The sequence below is a fragment of the Microbulbifer sp. CnH-101-G genome, from assembly GCF_052466775.1.
This window is the reverse complement of sequence record NZ_CP174292.1, coordinates 696,567-712,358: the sequence shown is the minus strand read 5'-3', so window position 1 is coordinate 712,358 and position 15,792 is coordinate 696,567. Positions and strand designations below refer to the sequence as shown.

10 protein-coding genes are annotated in these 15,792 nt (G+C 47.7%); 5 read left to right on the top strand and 5 right to left on the bottom strand.

The annotated features are described in order from the left end of the window. Nucleotides 1–2 precede the first annotated feature (2 nt). From ACJJID_RS03275 to ACJJID_RS03265, 3 genes are read right to left on the bottom strand one after another with little or no spacing between them, the layout of a single operon-like run. Complete coding sequence (locus ACJJID_RS03275) at nt 3–1,058, bottom strand: phosphotransferase (RefSeq protein ID WP_444921472.1); 1,056 nt, start codon at nt 1,056–1,058, stop codon at nt 3–5. Then, nucleotides 1,051–2,283, bottom strand: coding sequence for an acyl-CoA dehydrogenase family protein (locus tag ACJJID_RS03270; RefSeq protein WP_444921471.1), 1,233 nt, complete (start codon nt 2,281–2,283; stop codon nt 1,051–1,053). The genes ACJJID_RS03275 and ACJJID_RS03270 overlap by 8 nt, the downstream gene beginning before the upstream one ends. Nucleotides 2,284–2,318: 35 nt before the next feature. Then, the gene (locus tag ACJJID_RS03265) at nt 2,319–2,996 is read right to left on the bottom strand and encodes a histidine phosphatase family protein (protein WP_444921470.1); all 678 of its coding nucleotides are present in this window, start codon (nt 2,994–2,996) and stop codon (nt 2,319–2,321) included. 108 nt (nt 2,997–3,104) lie between these two features. On the opposite strand from ACJJID_RS03265, the gene ACJJID_RS03260 reads away from it, so the two are divergent. Both ACJJID_RS03260 and ACJJID_RS03255 read left to right on the top strand, forming a co-directional pair. Next, a complete protein-coding gene (locus ACJJID_RS03260) occupies nt 3,105–3,998 on the top strand; it encodes a LysR family transcriptional regulator (protein WP_444921469.1) in 894 nt (297 codons plus the stop codon). Between the two features lie 212 nt (nt 3,999–4,210). Continuing rightward, the gene (locus tag ACJJID_RS03255; RefSeq protein WP_444921468.1) at nt 4,211–6,247 is read left to right on the top strand and encodes an oxidoreductase; all 2,037 of its coding nucleotides are present in this window, start codon (nt 4,211–4,213) and stop codon (nt 6,245–6,247) included. Between the two features lie 138 nt (nt 6,248–6,385). On the opposite strand, the gene ACJJID_RS03250 is transcribed toward ACJJID_RS03255, so the two are convergent. Beyond that, on the bottom strand, nt 6,386–7,657 hold the full coding sequence (locus ACJJID_RS03250; RefSeq protein ID WP_444921467.1) for an MDR family MFS transporter: 1,272 nt from the start codon (nt 7,655–7,657) through the stop codon (nt 6,386–6,388). 617 nt (nt 7,658–8,274) lie between these two features. Here ACJJID_RS03250 and ACJJID_RS03245 point away from each other — a divergent pair. The 3 genes from ACJJID_RS03245 (at nt 8,275) to ACJJID_RS03235 (ending at nt 12,817) form a co-directional block, all read left to right on the top strand. Next, nucleotides 8,275–9,954: a hypothetical protein gene (locus ACJJID_RS03245; RefSeq protein WP_444921466.1), complete on the top strand. Its 1,680-nt coding sequence runs from the start codon at nt 8,275–8,277 to the stop codon at nt 9,952–9,954. 736 nt (nt 9,955–10,690) lie between these two features. After that, entirely contained in the window at nt 10,691–12,256 is a 1,566-nt protein-coding gene (locus ACJJID_RS03240) for a carboxylesterase/lipase family protein (protein WP_444921465.1), read from the top strand. 12 nt (nt 12,257–12,268) lie between these two features. After that, nucleotides 12,269–12,817, top strand: coding sequence for a histidine phosphatase family protein (locus ACJJID_RS03235; RefSeq protein WP_444921464.1), 549 nt, complete (start codon nt 12,269–12,271; stop codon nt 12,815–12,817). An 88-nt stretch (nt 12,818–12,905) separates the two neighbouring features. Here the strand turns inward: ACJJID_RS03235 and pepN are convergent, their stop codons facing one another. Further along, nucleotides 12,906–15,536, bottom strand: coding sequence for an aminopeptidase N (gene pepN, locus ACJJID_RS03230; protein ID WP_444921463.1), 2,631 nt, complete (start codon nt 15,534–15,536; stop codon nt 12,906–12,908). Between the last annotated feature and the right edge of the window lie 256 nt (nt 15,537–15,792).

Here is a 15,792-nt window from a genome sequence, read left to right as displayed (position 1 = left end):
AACTAACTCGCCTCACTGGCAATGCTCATTGCCGTTTGTGCCAGTGGCGCTACCAGAGCGCCGAGACTCGCCGCATTGCGATTAGAGGCGTTGCCATCCTGTGCGCGTTTGGCCACGCCCTGGACTATCGCCGCTAAACGGAAAAAACTAAACGCTAAATAAAAAGGCCAGTGATCAATGCTTTCAATCCCCATACGCTCACAATACTTGGCCACATAGGCCTGTTCAGAGGGGATACCCAGCGAGGCAATATCCAGCCCCAACAGGCCGGACATCTTGTCACCCCCAGCAGGCATACGCATTTGCATGCACTGATAGGCAAGATCGGCAAATGGGTGGCCCAACGTAGAAAGCTCCCAATCCAGCAGGGCGATCACTTTGGGTTCTTTAGGGTGGAAAATCATATTGTCGAGGCGGTAATCACCGTGTACTAGAGCTATCCGACCATCGTCTTCCGGGAGCGCGCTGCCAAGCCATTCAATCAACTCTTCCATCGCCGCAATAGGCTGTGTCTCGGAAGCCCGGTATTGCCCCGTCCAGCGTTCCAGCTGCCGCTGGAAATAGTTTCCCGGGCGGCCGTAATCGGATAACCCCATAGCGTCGATGTTGAGACTATGTAATGCGGCAAGCACCCGATTCATTTCATCGTACATAGCACTGCGCGCAGGAGCATCCACCTCGGGAATTGCCGCATTCCAGAAAATCCGCCCCTCACAGTATTCCATCAGGTAAAACATGGAGCCGATCAGATCCCGGTCTTCACATAAATGAAAAACTTTGGGCACCGGTACATCGGTATCTGCCAGTGCAGACATAACACGGTACTCACGATCCATTGCGTGCGCAGATTTCAACAGTTTTCCCGGGGGTTGCCGACGCAATACATAGGTATTTGAAGGCGTTTCCAGCTTAAAGGTGGGATTGGATTGACCGCCGGAAAATTTACTGACTTTCAGTGGCCCGGAAAAACCTTCAACATTTGCGCTGAGGTATTCCTGCAACTTTTCCAGCGGCAAAGCTTCCACTGAGTTACGTGACTCCTTTACGGTTTCAGACATGCTCCTCTCCCTGTGCAATCTCTGCGGCATAACGGGCAGCCAAGTTGCGTCCCAGCTGCATCATATGTACTTGGTCTGGTCCATCGGCTAAACGGATAGTCCGCGCGTAAGCATAGTGGTGGGCCAAGCTATAGTCCTGGCTCAACCCTGCCGCACCGTGAATCTGGATAGCGCGGTCAATCACCTTGCAGGCCATTTGCGGTGCAACAATTTTAATCATGGCAATCAGGTCTTTGGCCGCTTTATTGCCAAGTCGATCCATTTGCGCCGCAGCTTTTAAAGTTAGCAAACGTGCCTGCTCAATTTCACAGGCAGACCTGGCAATATCCTCCCGCACTGAGCCCTGCTTGCTCATCGGGCGTCCAAATACAATACGATTTTCCGCGCGGCCTGCCATCATTTCCAGGGCGCGCTGGGCCTGGCCAATTAAACGCATACAATGGTGAATTCTGCCCGGCCCCAAACGCCCCTGGGCAATTTCAAAACCACGCCCTTCTCCGAAAATCAGATTAGACGCAGGCACCCGAACATTCTCAAAAATCACTTCAGCATGACCTTCCGGAGCATCGTCGTAGCCAAATACCTGCATGGGCCGAATTATTTTTACCCCAGGGGTATCTGTGGGAACCAGGATTTGCGATTGCTGGCGATGCCGATCCGGATTAGTGGGATCGGTCTTGCCCATCACAATCATGACCTTACAGCGCTTATTCATTAGGCCACTAATATAAAATTTATGACCATTAATCACATATTCATCGCCATCGCGCACGATAGAAGTTTCGATATTCGTAGCATCGGAGGAGGCCACCTTGGGTTCGGTCATGGCGAATGCCGAACGAATATTGCCCGCCAATAATGGCCTCAACCAGGTTTCCCGCTGCGCTTCCGATCCGTACTGGGCCAGCACTTCCATATTGCCGGTATCCGGGGCGCTGCAATTAAAAATTTCTGAGGTAAATAAGACCTTGCCCATCTCCTCCGCCAAAGGCGCATATTCCAAGTTGGTAAGGCCGGCACCATAGCGGGAATCGGGTAAGAATAAATTCCACAGCTCAGCCTCACGGGCCTTTTCTTTTAAGGCCTCCATAATAGGGGGCTCGCCCCAGGGGTCATCCTGCAACTGCTGTATATAGGTACTCTCAGCGGGATACACATATTCCTGCATAAAGTTTTTGAGCCGCTGCAACAGGCCCTGTACCTTTTCTGAATATTCAAACTCCATGTCTTTTCACCTTTAATTTTACTGTAGGGTTTAATTCAGCTGTAAGTCACGGAAGTGTGGCGCTCATCTCTCTCCAAATGAGGCACGTGGTTAAAACTATTCAAGCTGAGCCCCTGCCCTGCGCTCGAGAAAAAACGGGTAGTGCCGGTATTCTGTATCTGCATATTGAGCTTGATCACCGACTCGGGAGGACCTCCCAATACCTGCCGCACCATCATGGCAATAGCCCCACCGGAACTGACCACCAGAGTTTTACTGCCTTTGGGGCTATCGCTGATTAAATCCAAAACTTCACGAATGCGATTTTCGAATGCCTGCCAACTCTCTGCCGGCGCGATTTCCCCTGCGGACCAGGCGAGCATGCCCTGCATCAAAAAACGGTAAAAATCGGCACGGGGTGCGTTGGGGCCGGGGGTAACTGCGGGGTTTTTCTCACTGTAGAGGCGAGCTACTTCAAGGAAGTCGAACTCATTCAGTTGGGGAACCACCGTCAAGTGGCTCTCTAAATCGATGCCAAGACCTGCACAGATACCCTCGGTAGTTTGCCGATGACGGCGCAGGCTGCCGCAGAAAATCCGGTCAAACTTCTGGCCAGTGCCCCGCCAGTATTCTCCCAGCCAACGGGATTGCTGCCAGCCAATATCGGAGAGATTGTCGTAATCATCGGCGCCGAAGGACGCCTGTCCATGGCGCACCACAATTGATTCGGCCACAGCGAGTTCCTCTTTTTATGGAACTCCAACACTAGTCCTCTCGTTTGAATCATCAAAGTTTATTATGCGAATATATGATCATTCACACTGGTTATGATTGAGGCACAGATGCAGCTGCAAAAAATGGATATGAACCTGTTCCTGGTTCTGGATGCCATTTATAACTCGGGCAACCTCACCCGTGCGGCTGAGCAGTTGCATATTACCCAGCCGGCGGTGAGTAATGCCCTGGCACGTCTGCGCCGCACCCTGGACGATCCATTATTTATTCGCGGCCCATCCGGTATGACTCCCACTCCTCTTACGGAGTCCATTATGCCCAGGGTGCAGCAGGCCCTTTCCCTACTGGGTACCAGCCTGAATGAACACCGCCAGTTCAATCCCGCCATGGCACGTAAGACATTGCGACTATCTATGAACGATATGGCGGAAACCCTGTTGCTACCGCCCCTTTTGGAGCGCTTGGAAAAAAAAGCACCGGGTGTGACAGTAGAGTCATTCCATGTACCCAGGGATCAACTTGCCAAGGAGCTGGCAGCCAATACATTGGATTTCGCTCTGGATATCCCTCTGGCGACAGCACCCCAGCTACAACAACAGCGCCTGCACCAGGACCGATATCTCTGTATGTTGCGCAATGAGCATCCCTTGGCTGGAGAGTCGAGCCTGACACTGGAACAGTATCTACAACTGGAACATATCCATGTTTCCAGTAGGCGAACGGGTCCTGGGTTGGCGGATATAGCACTGAATAAACTGGGGCGTCGACGCACCATCAAACTGCGTGTACAACACTACCGAGTGGCGCCTTTAATCGTATTACGCACAGATTTGGCTCTAACCGTACCGGCGAGTCTGGCCAGTCAGTATTCGGCACGCCTATTTGAACTGCCGTTCCAAATACCCCTGATGGACTGGCACCTGTTATGGCATAAAAATCTACAAGAAGATCCCGCCAATCGCTGGCTGCGAGAGCAGCTTCTGGCAGTTTTGGCTGTGTAAATGAACAGACGAAAACCCCTTTAAAAACAGGCATTTCCGCCAAATGAGAATGGGACGCAAATAGCTTAATAAAACGTCAGGAATTGATCACTGAATTCGACCGGAAAGGTCACTGTTTCGCGTCTAAGGCTCTTGTTATCCTGCTGGGCAACGATATGCACTTTTTTGCATATATAAATGAACCCCAAAGGTTACAAGAAGAGAATTTTGCCATGTCCCAAGCCTACCCTAATATGCTTGCCCCCCTGGACCTGGGCTTCACCACCCTGAAAAACCGGGTGCTGATGGGCTCCATGCACACCAACCTGGAAGAACACCCCGGTGGCTTTACCCGTTTGGCGGCATTCTACGCTGAGCGCGCCCGCGGTGGCGTTGGCCTGATTGTAACGGGGGGTATCGCGCCCAACGAAGAGAGTGGCGTATTTAAGGGTGCCTCTAAAATGAACACCCCAGAAGAGGCGCAACAGCACCGGGAAGTGACCGAGGCCGTTCATGCCGAAGGCGGCAAAATCTGTATGCAGATCCTGCACACCGGCCGCTACGCTTACAACGAAAACCTGATTGCTCCCTCCCCCATCCAGGCTCCGATCAACCCTTTCACTCCGCGCGAGCTGACCAGTGAGGAAATCGAAGGCCAGATCGATGATTATGTACGCTGCGCCACCCTGGCCCGCGAAGCCGGCTACGACGGCGTAGAGATCATGGGCTCCGAGGGTTACTTTATTAACCAGTTCATCGTAAAGCGCACCAACAAGCGTACCGATGAGTGGGGCGGCAGCTTCGAGAATCGTATCCGCCTGCCGATCGAAGTCGTTCGCCGTGTGCGCGAGGCTGTTGGCGAAGACTTCATTATTATCTACCGTCTGTCCATGCTGGACCTGGTGGAAGACGGCAGTGACTTCGACGAAGTGGTTGCCCTGGGCCAGGCTATCGAAAAAGCCGGCGCCACGATTATCAATACCGGTATCGGCTGGCACGAAGCGCGCGTTCCCACTATCGCCACCAATGTACCCCGCGCCGCATTTACCGATATTACCGCCAAGGTGAAACAGCACCTGACTATCCCAGTAGTTGCCAGTAACCGCATCAATGTGCCGGAAGTGGCCGAAGAAGTGCTGGCCTCCGGGCAAGCCGATATGATCTCCATGGCGCGTCCATTCCTGGCAGATTCCGATTTCGTCAACAAGGCCGCAGAGGGCCGCGCCGATGAAATCAATACCTGTATTGGCTGTAACCAGGCCTGCCTGGATCACACCTTCCAGCTGAAGCTCACCTCCTGCCTGGTCAACCCACGCGCTTGTCATGAGACTGAGTTGAACTACCTGCCTACCGAAAACGTGAAAAAAGTTGCTGTTATCGGTGCCGGCCCCGCTGGTTTGGCTGCCTCCACGGTTGCCGCCGAGCGCGGACACCAGGTAACCCTGTTTGAAGGCGGCGACAAAGTCGGTGGCCAGTTCAATATCGCCAAGCAGATCCCCGGCAAGGCAGAGTTCCAGGAAACCTTGCGCTACTTCAAACGCCGCCTGGAAGTGACTGGCGTTGAGGTCAAACTCAACACTATCGCTACCGCAGAAGACCTGCAGTCTTTTGACGAAGTGATTATCGCCACCGGTATCGAGCCGCGCACTCCACCGATCCCCGGTATTGAGAGCGACAAGGTGTTGGGTTATCTGGACGTACTGAAGCACAAGAAACCAGTTGGCGAAAAAGTGGCCATTATCGGCGCGGGCGGTATCGGTTTCGACGTGGCGGAATACCTGACTCACGACGGCCCCCACTCCACCGAAGAGGAAGTGGTTGCCAGCGATAAAGAAGAGTTCTTTAGTGAATGGGGTGTGGATATCGAGCTGGAACAACGCTCTGGCCTGAAACCCCGCGAAGCGGTAAGCACTCCCCGCCAGGTTTACCTGCTACAACGTAAAACCACCAAAGTGGGTGCAGGCCTGGGTAAAACCACTGGCTGGATTCACCGTGGTAGCCTGCAACACCGCAATGTAGAGATGATTGCCGGTGCCCTTTACGACAAAATTGACGATAAGGGTCTGCATGTCCGCGTTGGCGAAGAAGAGCGGCTGTTGGAAGTGGATAACATTATTGTCTGCGCCGGCCAGGAACCTGCTCGCAAACTCTATGAAGCACTGCAGGAGCGCGGAGTAAAGACCCACCTAATCGGTGGTGCCGACGAAGCCGCAGAACTCGACGCCAAGCGCGCCATTGACCAGGGCTCACGCCTCGCCGCAGAGATCTAAAAAATTCCCCGGCAATATTCTTGTCGGGGATTTTCTCAGGCACATCAGAACGGGAAACTCCATGCTTACTGCTGGATTTCCCGTTTTTTATGCCTCACAGACACCATCTATTTCTATATCTGAAAAACCTCTTTTTAACTATCCAGTGATTTTGGCACTTTCACCTGAAGAGATTATCGGCTCTTTCTGCTCCGGCCACTGTGGGCGGGAAAGGTAAGCTGTTGTGCGATAAAGGGCGAATACGACACCACAGAGCATCAGCAACATCCAATAAAGTGTCGGTCCACCCCACCATTCTAAAACCACCCCTCCAGCCAAAGGAGCCAGGGCCCAACCAAGGGCATAAAAGGAGGAAGCCCCAAAATAGGTACCGCGCAAATGCTCAGGTGCCAGACGGTCTATCTGTACACTCATGGTTGGAAAGAGAATCGCTTCAGCCAAACTGAGGACAAAGGTCGCCCCCATCCAGCCCCAAAACCAATGCACCGGATTTAAGGCAAACCACATTTGAGCCACAGCCAAAATCACCAGTCCAATCATTATTCGACCATTAATATCCAGTTTGCGCATCAACTGCATGAGCGGAAACTGCAACAATACGATGGTCATTGCGTTCACAAAAATCATGCTGGAGATCAGCTCAACCAATCTCGGTGCCTCTGCCCGTGTCAGGTACTGCACCAGGCTGGAATCCATATGGGCATAGATAAACATCGTGAGGATATTGGCAACAATCACCACCATAAACACCTGGTCCCTGCGCAATATCGCCAGGGTACTGCCTAAATCGACAGAACCATCACCATTGCTCTTTACGAGCTGTCCCTTCTCTGTTTTTGCAAATCCCCAAATAAACGCCAGCGCCAAAAGCAAATAACTGAGAGAAGTTAAGCCAAAGGTGGACTGCTGCGCACTCAGCCCCGCCCAGACACCAACAATGGGCCCTAATGCCGCTCCCGCATTGATAAGGAAGTAACGCAGCTGCAGAGCTAGCTCACGACTCGCCTGGTTATCAATTAAGTCGCCAATCAATGCACTAGCGGGCGGCTCCCAAACAGCGCGACCAATTGAACACAGCGTCATTGCCAGAATAAATCCCGGTAATGTTTCAGTCACTGCCAATAGGGCAAAAGAACATAGATTGATTAGCGAACCTAATAGCAGGATATTCCGACGTCCATAGCGGTCCGACAAGGCCCCTACATAAAACCCCAATAGCGCCGCACCAATTGCTGAAGCACTGAGAATCAAGCCTATTTCCGCTGCACCCAACGCAAATTTATTGAAAAGAAGAATGGCCAGGAAGGGCCAAACCATAAAGTAAGTGCCACGGCTAAAAAAACTGCCTATTAATATTATCCAGACCAGAGGAGGAAAACCCCTAAGGTTCTGCCACCAATTCCAACGCATTGCCTAATACTCCACATCAATTTCTTCCTTGTTCTCAAATAGTCCATAGAGACTTTTTGAACCCCGCGCCAAAGAGGCAATCTCTCGTTAAATGCCAGGGAGGACAGCCCGTCACATAGACTTAACGCCCATGTGCCACATCAAAGGTCGACAGGGTAATCAACCGCGAGAACCGACAATCAATTAGGCGGCCAATAGTTTTGACAAAAAAACCCGAAAGGATGGCCTTTCGGGTTTTAGGGATTGGCAAGCGTATAACCTGCAAAATCATTCAACCTGGATATTAACCCTCGAAATTGCCTAAGGGTTAATCGTGAAAACCTTCGACACTTTGCGTGCCTTTCATTCTCTAGCGCGGTATCCCAATACTATCCAAGTGGATTCATTTTGGAAACCCAATATTCATAATAAATTTTATTGAAAGCAATTTCCCATGGGAGCATCACTTTCTCTCCTGCAGGATCTGTACACAAGTCTATACTCCAGCAGAAAAGTCCTCCGATGATTATCAAAATAAGCAAAATGGAAAACCTGCCCACATCGTGATCCACAGAGAGCAATAGCATATGTCCCTATCCAGCATGCTTATGCGGGCACGCCCACTGGTGGAGCGGGCCTTGAGTAAGGTAGCCCCACCTTACACTCTTTTTTTTTCCATTAGCGACAGTAAACAACGCGCCGAAGTGAGGCATACTAACGCCGCAGACTTTTCCAGCGCCTGGCAAACCCTCACCGCCGACATCCACCAGGCTGTTTGGCAAGCTAAGATGAACCCCTGCTGGCTGAGGATCGACTGGGTTACCAGAAGAAGCTCTACCACCCTTGCCAACCTCCATGAAATTCTTTCTGACACCAAACCCGGTTATTTCCGCTACGGCTTAGCGTTGGATCAAGACTGTAAGATCGCTTTTCTGGAGCAGGAACTAAATGGTAATGCCATGCTCTATGAGGGCAACTGTATAGATCATGCGGCCCTCAACAAAAGAAACTTCAGATCCTATTGCCAGCGTAGATTTGGAGATCAAGTCGAACTAGATTTTGCCGACGAAAGAAATGTGGTTCTTTTATCTACAGAAGGGCTTTTCTGCGAAAGCCACAAAGAGCCAGTATATCTATCTGGGGCCGGTCCGAATACTGGACGAAGGATTATCAATAACCTCAATGCAAAACTGATCACCCAATTAATCGAAAATGCCAGCAGCTACCTAGGGCGCCAGCTTACGTCCAGTGGACATTTTCATTCTGGTTGGTACCCATGTTTTGATCTTGAGATAGAAGGCCACAACAACCTACGCCACGCCAGCTGTGCCCATGCCATGATAGAGGCCTGGGAAGTCAGTAAGGATCCCGCCTTACAAGCGGTAATAGAACGAGCATTAAACGTTCTCACTAGTGATTTAATCCAAACGATACAGTTAAAAACAGGAGAGACCGCTGCCTTCTTGGTGGAATCCAATAGTGAAATCAAGTTAGGAGGCAATGCACTAAGTCTGTTGGCTCTCGTTAAATATTCCGAGGCTATGGGAGTAAGAGCCTATGCAGACCTAATGGAACAGCTGGCTAAAGGCATCGAATTTATGCAAAACCAAGCCAGTGGTCAGTTTTGTCATGTCCTCGACTACCCTTCACTTAATATCAAAAAACAACGTTTATCCATCCAATACGACAGTGAGGCAGCCCTCGGATTGATACGTTTATATAGCTGGGACAAAAACCCCCGCTGGCTCACAATGGTAGAAAAAGCCCTTGAATACTTTATAGCTACTGAGCAATGGCGCACTCATGATCACAGGCTGAGCTATTGCCTGAATGAACTCACCAAATACCGCCCCAAGGAAAAATATTATCAGCTTGGCATCCGCAACTTTGCTAACCATCTGGGTTTTGTTGAAAACTGCAAGACTACTTTTCCCGCCCTACTTGAACTAATGATGTCTGCAGAGAAGATGATTTCCCACCTGCATTCCCAAGGATTATTCCAAGAGCTTCTCGACCAGGTCGACCTAGAACATTTCTATCACGTACTAGCCAAAAGAGCCGACCACTTACTAAACGGATACTTTTGGCCAGAATCTGCAATGTTCTTCAAAAACCCGGAGAAAATAACAGGCAGCTTTTTTATTCGTCACAAGGCCTTTAGACTTCGAGCGGATGAGGTTGAACAATATCTTTCAGGGCTTATCGCCTATCGTGATTTTATATTAGATCAGACACTCCAAAAACCAGCCTGTATAGATAATCCACCTCAAACTGAGAAAGCCAACCATATTGACAACATAATGTTCTCCACATCTTAAAACCCAGGAACTCCTTCGATAACAATTAGGCTCATCGGTATCAAAGTACCTATAGTTTACTGAGAGTTAGATATACCAACAATTTCCAATCAGCTGCAACACCAATGAATAACATTCAAATTCATCATACAACCCTATAATAGCGAGTATTAACCTACCCCAACTGATAATGAATGATATAAGGGCAGATTAACTTATCACCTCTAGACTCAACAACCTTAAATATTTACAGTAAATTTGATCCGCCCATTCTCTCCAAAGATAGATCAAACATTGAGAGCTTCGAGCTTAAAATAGAGATTAACATCACTCCAACCGATAGCAGATCATAAAGACCACTGCATCCAGCCAATAAGAACACAATTCAAATTTTGCATTGTTACCGTTACATGAATAGAAGCTCAGCCTGTCACCACCCACAAATGAAGCATGACAATTAGCACTACCAACGACAATACTGCTTCAAACTTTAATCACACAATAAAACTTCAGGAAATACAAAAACCTCATTAAACCCACAATGATTTGACTAAAAGACAGTTATTACCGCATCAAGGATCTACCCACGACTAAATTTATTATTACCTTACATACTCAGTAAAGGTATAAGCGTGCCAATTATTTCATATATATTTCTTTGGATTAAAAATCCCAGACACAACCTTACAAAAGACCTCTAGGGTTTAATCGCAAGCGTAAAGAGTTAATTGATTTTTTGATATAATGGACGGCAGTCATGACAACGGACCCAGGCATTGGAAAGCACTTAAATAAAAATCTAACGCCAGTTGTTGAAACAAATGCCGGTCCAATTATCGGCACCAGAGATACAAAATCAGGCGTCTATAGATTTCTCGGGATACCTTATGCAAGACCTCCAGTGGGAGAGCTGCGCTGGAGCGCTCCAGAAGAACTACCCCCCTGGACAGCCCCATATCATGCGGAAGAGTTTGGTACGCCAGCCGCACAAAACCCTTCCGCCTTGATAGAAGTGCGTGGACAAGATGGAGCTCTCCCAGAAAGTGAGGAGTGCTTATATCTCAATATATTTTCCCCGCCTATTGAGAACAACCAAAAGCTTCCTGTCATGTTCTGGATTCATGGAGGCTCTTTCTATATGGGATCTGGTTGCCAACCTGTTTACAATGGCAGCTACCTCGCCTCCAGCGGTAGGGCGATTGTGGTTACCATCAACTATCGGCTTGGCTCTTTTGGTTTTTTAAGGCTGACAGATATCAGCAATATTTCATCTACAGGCAACGAGGGGCTTCAGGATCAAATTGCTGCCCTCAAATGGGTAAAGAAAAACATCTCGGCATTTGGTGGCGATCCCGAAAACATTACAATTTTTGGTGAATCTGCTGGCGCCATGAGCATTGCCTCCCTTTTAAATATACGTGAATGTCAAGGCCTTTACTCTCGAGCGATTGTACAAAGTGGCCACCCTAAAGCCCTCCACTCTATTGATCGAGCCAATCATATGGCCGAAGCTTTTATCTCCCACCTAAGAAAAAACTGCGGCAAAAAATCACTTCGAAACTACCTTGTAAAAGATCTTCTACAAGCTCAGAATGAAATACTACATGATCCTCAAATGACTAAACAATGGGGTCAACTTCCCTTTAAACCGGTCATTGACCACATACTCATAAAGGATAATGAGGCTAACGAGTTAGCCACCTCAAAAAACATCCCCCTTCTTTTAGGGAGTAATTTAGATGAATGGAATTTATTTAGTGCCCCCAACCCAGAAATATACTCCCTAACCTACCAGAAAATTTGTAACCACTTAGAGTGGTTAATACCCGAGAGCAGCTTAAAACCAATCATAGATTACTATTACCAGCAGGCATCAACTACAAAAGATAACCTCTGGCCTAAGTGGAGTAAGACCTGGAATCTCATGCTTACAGATATGGTATTTACTCTTCCAGGAATGAGGCATCTAGGTGTACATCAAGGAGACTGTTACCACTATCACTTTACCCAACCGCTTATCGCTCAACCTTTACTGGGAGCTTGCCATGCAGTGGAGCTCGGCTATGTTTTTGGAACTCATGGTGAGGATTCACTTCAAACACTTTATGGAGGTGAAACCAAGGCACACATACTTAGCGCTTCTATTCAGGAGGCATGGTTAAGCTTTGCCGAGAAGGGTAATCCAGGTGTGGATTGGCCCGTTTATTCTGGTATAAATAGCAAAAGATTTGGACACAACCCTGATAACAGAAAATTTAACACCACTGAACTCCTTCGCCTGTGGCAAGATATTCCTGATGAAGTTTTAAACAAGTATCTGTAACCTAGTAACAATATGATAAAAATTCTACTTGTCCGTCATGGAGAAGCAGCAAAAGGCCCCTCCATCGCAGACCCGACCCTCACTACTTTGGGGCAGAGACAGGCCTCCCTTCTAGCTCAAAACTTACCTGGCGATACATGCCTGAAGTTGGTTAGCAGTCCAAAATTGCGCGCACAACAAACTGCACAGCCAGTAGCTGAAAGATGGGGGCAAGTTATTACCCTAGAAAGCAGAGTTAGTGAAATCCCTACTCCCAAAGGGATCTCATTACAGCAACGACTGCCTTGGCTACGCTCCTTATTAACTCAGAATTGGGATCCAAGCAATAAACAGCAAAAAGAATGGCGTGAGGGTATCATAGATTACCTTTTAGGAGTTCACGAAGACACCATGGTCTTTTGTCATTTCATGGTGATCAATTCTGTAGTTGCACACATATTAGAAGATTCGAAAGTCCAGCAATTTCGGCCTGATTACACATCCATCACCGAGCTAAGGCTCACCAAAGGAAGCCTTGATCTAGTTCAACTTGGCAGCGAGCGCACCACTAAGATCTCATAACCATCAAAGAAAATCTTGCATCCACTCTAGATCAAAGCGAAATTGGGGCGCTTTAGCGCCCCACATACAAAAATTCCAATAAATAAACTTATTTAAGACTTTTACTCACCACCTCAAAAACATCTGGTGACAACTCTCCTGCATCAAGCACATGTTGAAGTGCAGCTTTCATTTTTTCAGAGAGGTTTTTACTATATTTTTTCCATCGGGTAATCGGCACAACAAGTCGGGCAGCTATTTGAGGGTTTAACTTATCGAGTAAAATTACCTGCTCGGCAACAAAGCGAAACCCACTGCCATCTTCCTTATGGAACTGTTTGAAGTTTCTATTAGCAAAACCACCGATTACCGCCCGAACTTTATTCGGGTTTCTAACCTCAAAGGCAGGATGGCCCATAAGATCTTTGATTTTATTCAAAGTGCCATTACGAGCACTACTACTCTGTAAACCTAACCAAAGCTCCACAACCTGTGTATCACCTTTCCAGTGTTGATAAAAATCTTGGATAGCAGAATCAGATTTTTGCATATCTCCGTAGTTGATCAATGCGCTGAGTGAAGCGGCACTATCCGTCATATTTTCAGCAGCCTCAAACTGCTTTTGTACAAGTTCTAAGGCTTCAAATTTTTCAGTGGCCGCAAGATAAGTTAAACAAGTATTTTTCAAACTACGTTCAGCGATATCCTTTGCATTAGGATCGTAAGGCTTCTGAGCATTCAATTCAGAGTATTTCGCCCAAAGCTCAGGAAATAATGCTTCAGCCAGTGATTTATACGCAAACTCTCGAGCCACCACTATAGCTTCAGCATCAATTAAGTCACTCATCTCGGCTATGGACTGCTCACTTGGCAATCTTAATATTTCAGCCACCAAAGCAGGGTCAAGTGCGGTGTTACTTAGCACATCTCGATAAGCCTCAACCAGTTCTGGCTGTAACTGCAATGCCCTTCCATTCCGGTAGTCTTTCTGGAGCTTAGATAGTGCTAAGAAAGCTAGCCGCTGCGAAGCATCCCAGCGATTAAAAGTATCGGAATCGTGGCGCATTAGGAAAATTAATTGCTTTTCGGTGTAAGGATAACGAACCCTGACCGGTGCTGAAAAATCACGTAATAGTGAAGGCAGTGGTTTTTCTTGAAAACCACTAAATTCAAATACTTGATCTGATTTAGTGATTTCAAGTACTTCTTCAGTATTTCCTTTGGAATTCAGGACACAGTCATTACCACTTTGGTCCAATAATCCAATTTTTACTGGTATATGAAGAGGTAGCTTATCCTTCTGGTCAGTTGTTGATGGGCAAGATTGGGAGATTTTAAGACTATAAACACCCTTGGCCTGATCAAAGTCATCTGTGACATCTAAGACTGGTGTTCCAGCCTGACTGTACCAATGACGAAACTGTGTAAGGTTTATCTGATTGGCATCTTCCATCGCCACTATAAAATCATCACAGGTTACTGCACATCCATCATGGCGCTCAAAATAAAGGTCGCTTCCCTTGCGAAATCCCTCCGGCCCCAGCAGCGTATGTAACATACGAACGACTTCAGCGCCTTTTTCATATACCGTCAAAGTATAGAAGTTTGATATTTCCATATAAGAATCTGGCCTTACCGGATGGGCCATAGGGCCAGCGTCTTCTGCAAACTGATTGGTGCGCAGTAGAGAAACATCCTCAATACGCTTTACTGCCCGGGAATTCATATCAGCAGAAAACTCAGCATCACGAAATACGGTAAAACCTTCTTTTAAACTGAGTTGAAACCAATCTCGGCATGTAACCCTATTTCCAGACCAGTTGTGAAAATATTCATGCCCGACGATAGATTCTATTCTTTGGAAAGCTGAATCAGTTGCAGTCTCCGGGCTCGCTAGCACGCAAGCTGAGTTGAATATATTTAACCCTTTATTTTCCATGGCTCCCATATTGAAATGGTCTACCGCCACTACCATAAAAATATCCAGGTCATACTCTCTGCCATACATCTCTTCATCCCAACGCATGGCTTTTTTCAGGGATCGCATAGCATGATCGCATTTACCAATATTTTTTGGCTCAGTAAAAATCTGTAGCTTGACTTCACGACCACTGCCTGTAGTAAAGGTATCTTCAACATGCTGCAGATCGCCAGCTACCAAAGCAAATAGGTAAGCCGGTTTAACGAAAGGATCCTCCCAGGTAGCGAAGTGACGCCCATCTTCGCAATAGCCACTATCAATCTGATTACCATTAGAAAGTAATACGGGATGGTCTTTTGGTGACACTATGGTAGTGGTGAATTTTGACATCACATCCGGCCGATCCGGATAAAAAGTGATCTTTCGAAACCCTTCCGCCTCACACTGTGTGCAATACATGTCGTTGGATAGATACAGACCTTCCAAGGAAGTATTATCCTCCGGGTTAATTCGGTTGTGGATCTCAAGTAAAAATTCAGGTTTTTCTACTGAAATAGATAACCCCTGGGGTGTTACTTGATAAGTGGGTTGGGAGAGAATGGAGCCATCAATGGCAACAGACAACAACTCTAAATCAATGCCATCCAATAACAAAGGCGGCAGGTCTTTACCAGCTTCAGGGTTTCTACGAATTTTAAGCTGTGATTTCACCAGGGTTGCTTTGGGCTCCAGTTCGAAGTGCAGATCGGTGTTATCCACCAGGTAATCTGGTACTTGATAATCCTTGAGATAAATAGTCTTCGGCTGGGCGTCTTGCATTTTAAAAAATCCTCGATAAGTGCGTTCTCTAAGGAACAGTAGGGAACTATAAGTTGGGGTGAAATATGTCAATACAAGTTAAGAAACCTCTGCGTATATTTTACCTCTTCAGAATTCCTGTTCAGCGAACTCCTCTCTTCTATCAATCTCCGCGAGGCTTAACACCTCTCCAAGTGATCAGCCGAGACAACCCATCCCGCCCAAGGTACATCATTTGTTTCGAGTTCTAACGGACACTAGGATTGGCTCGATTTCT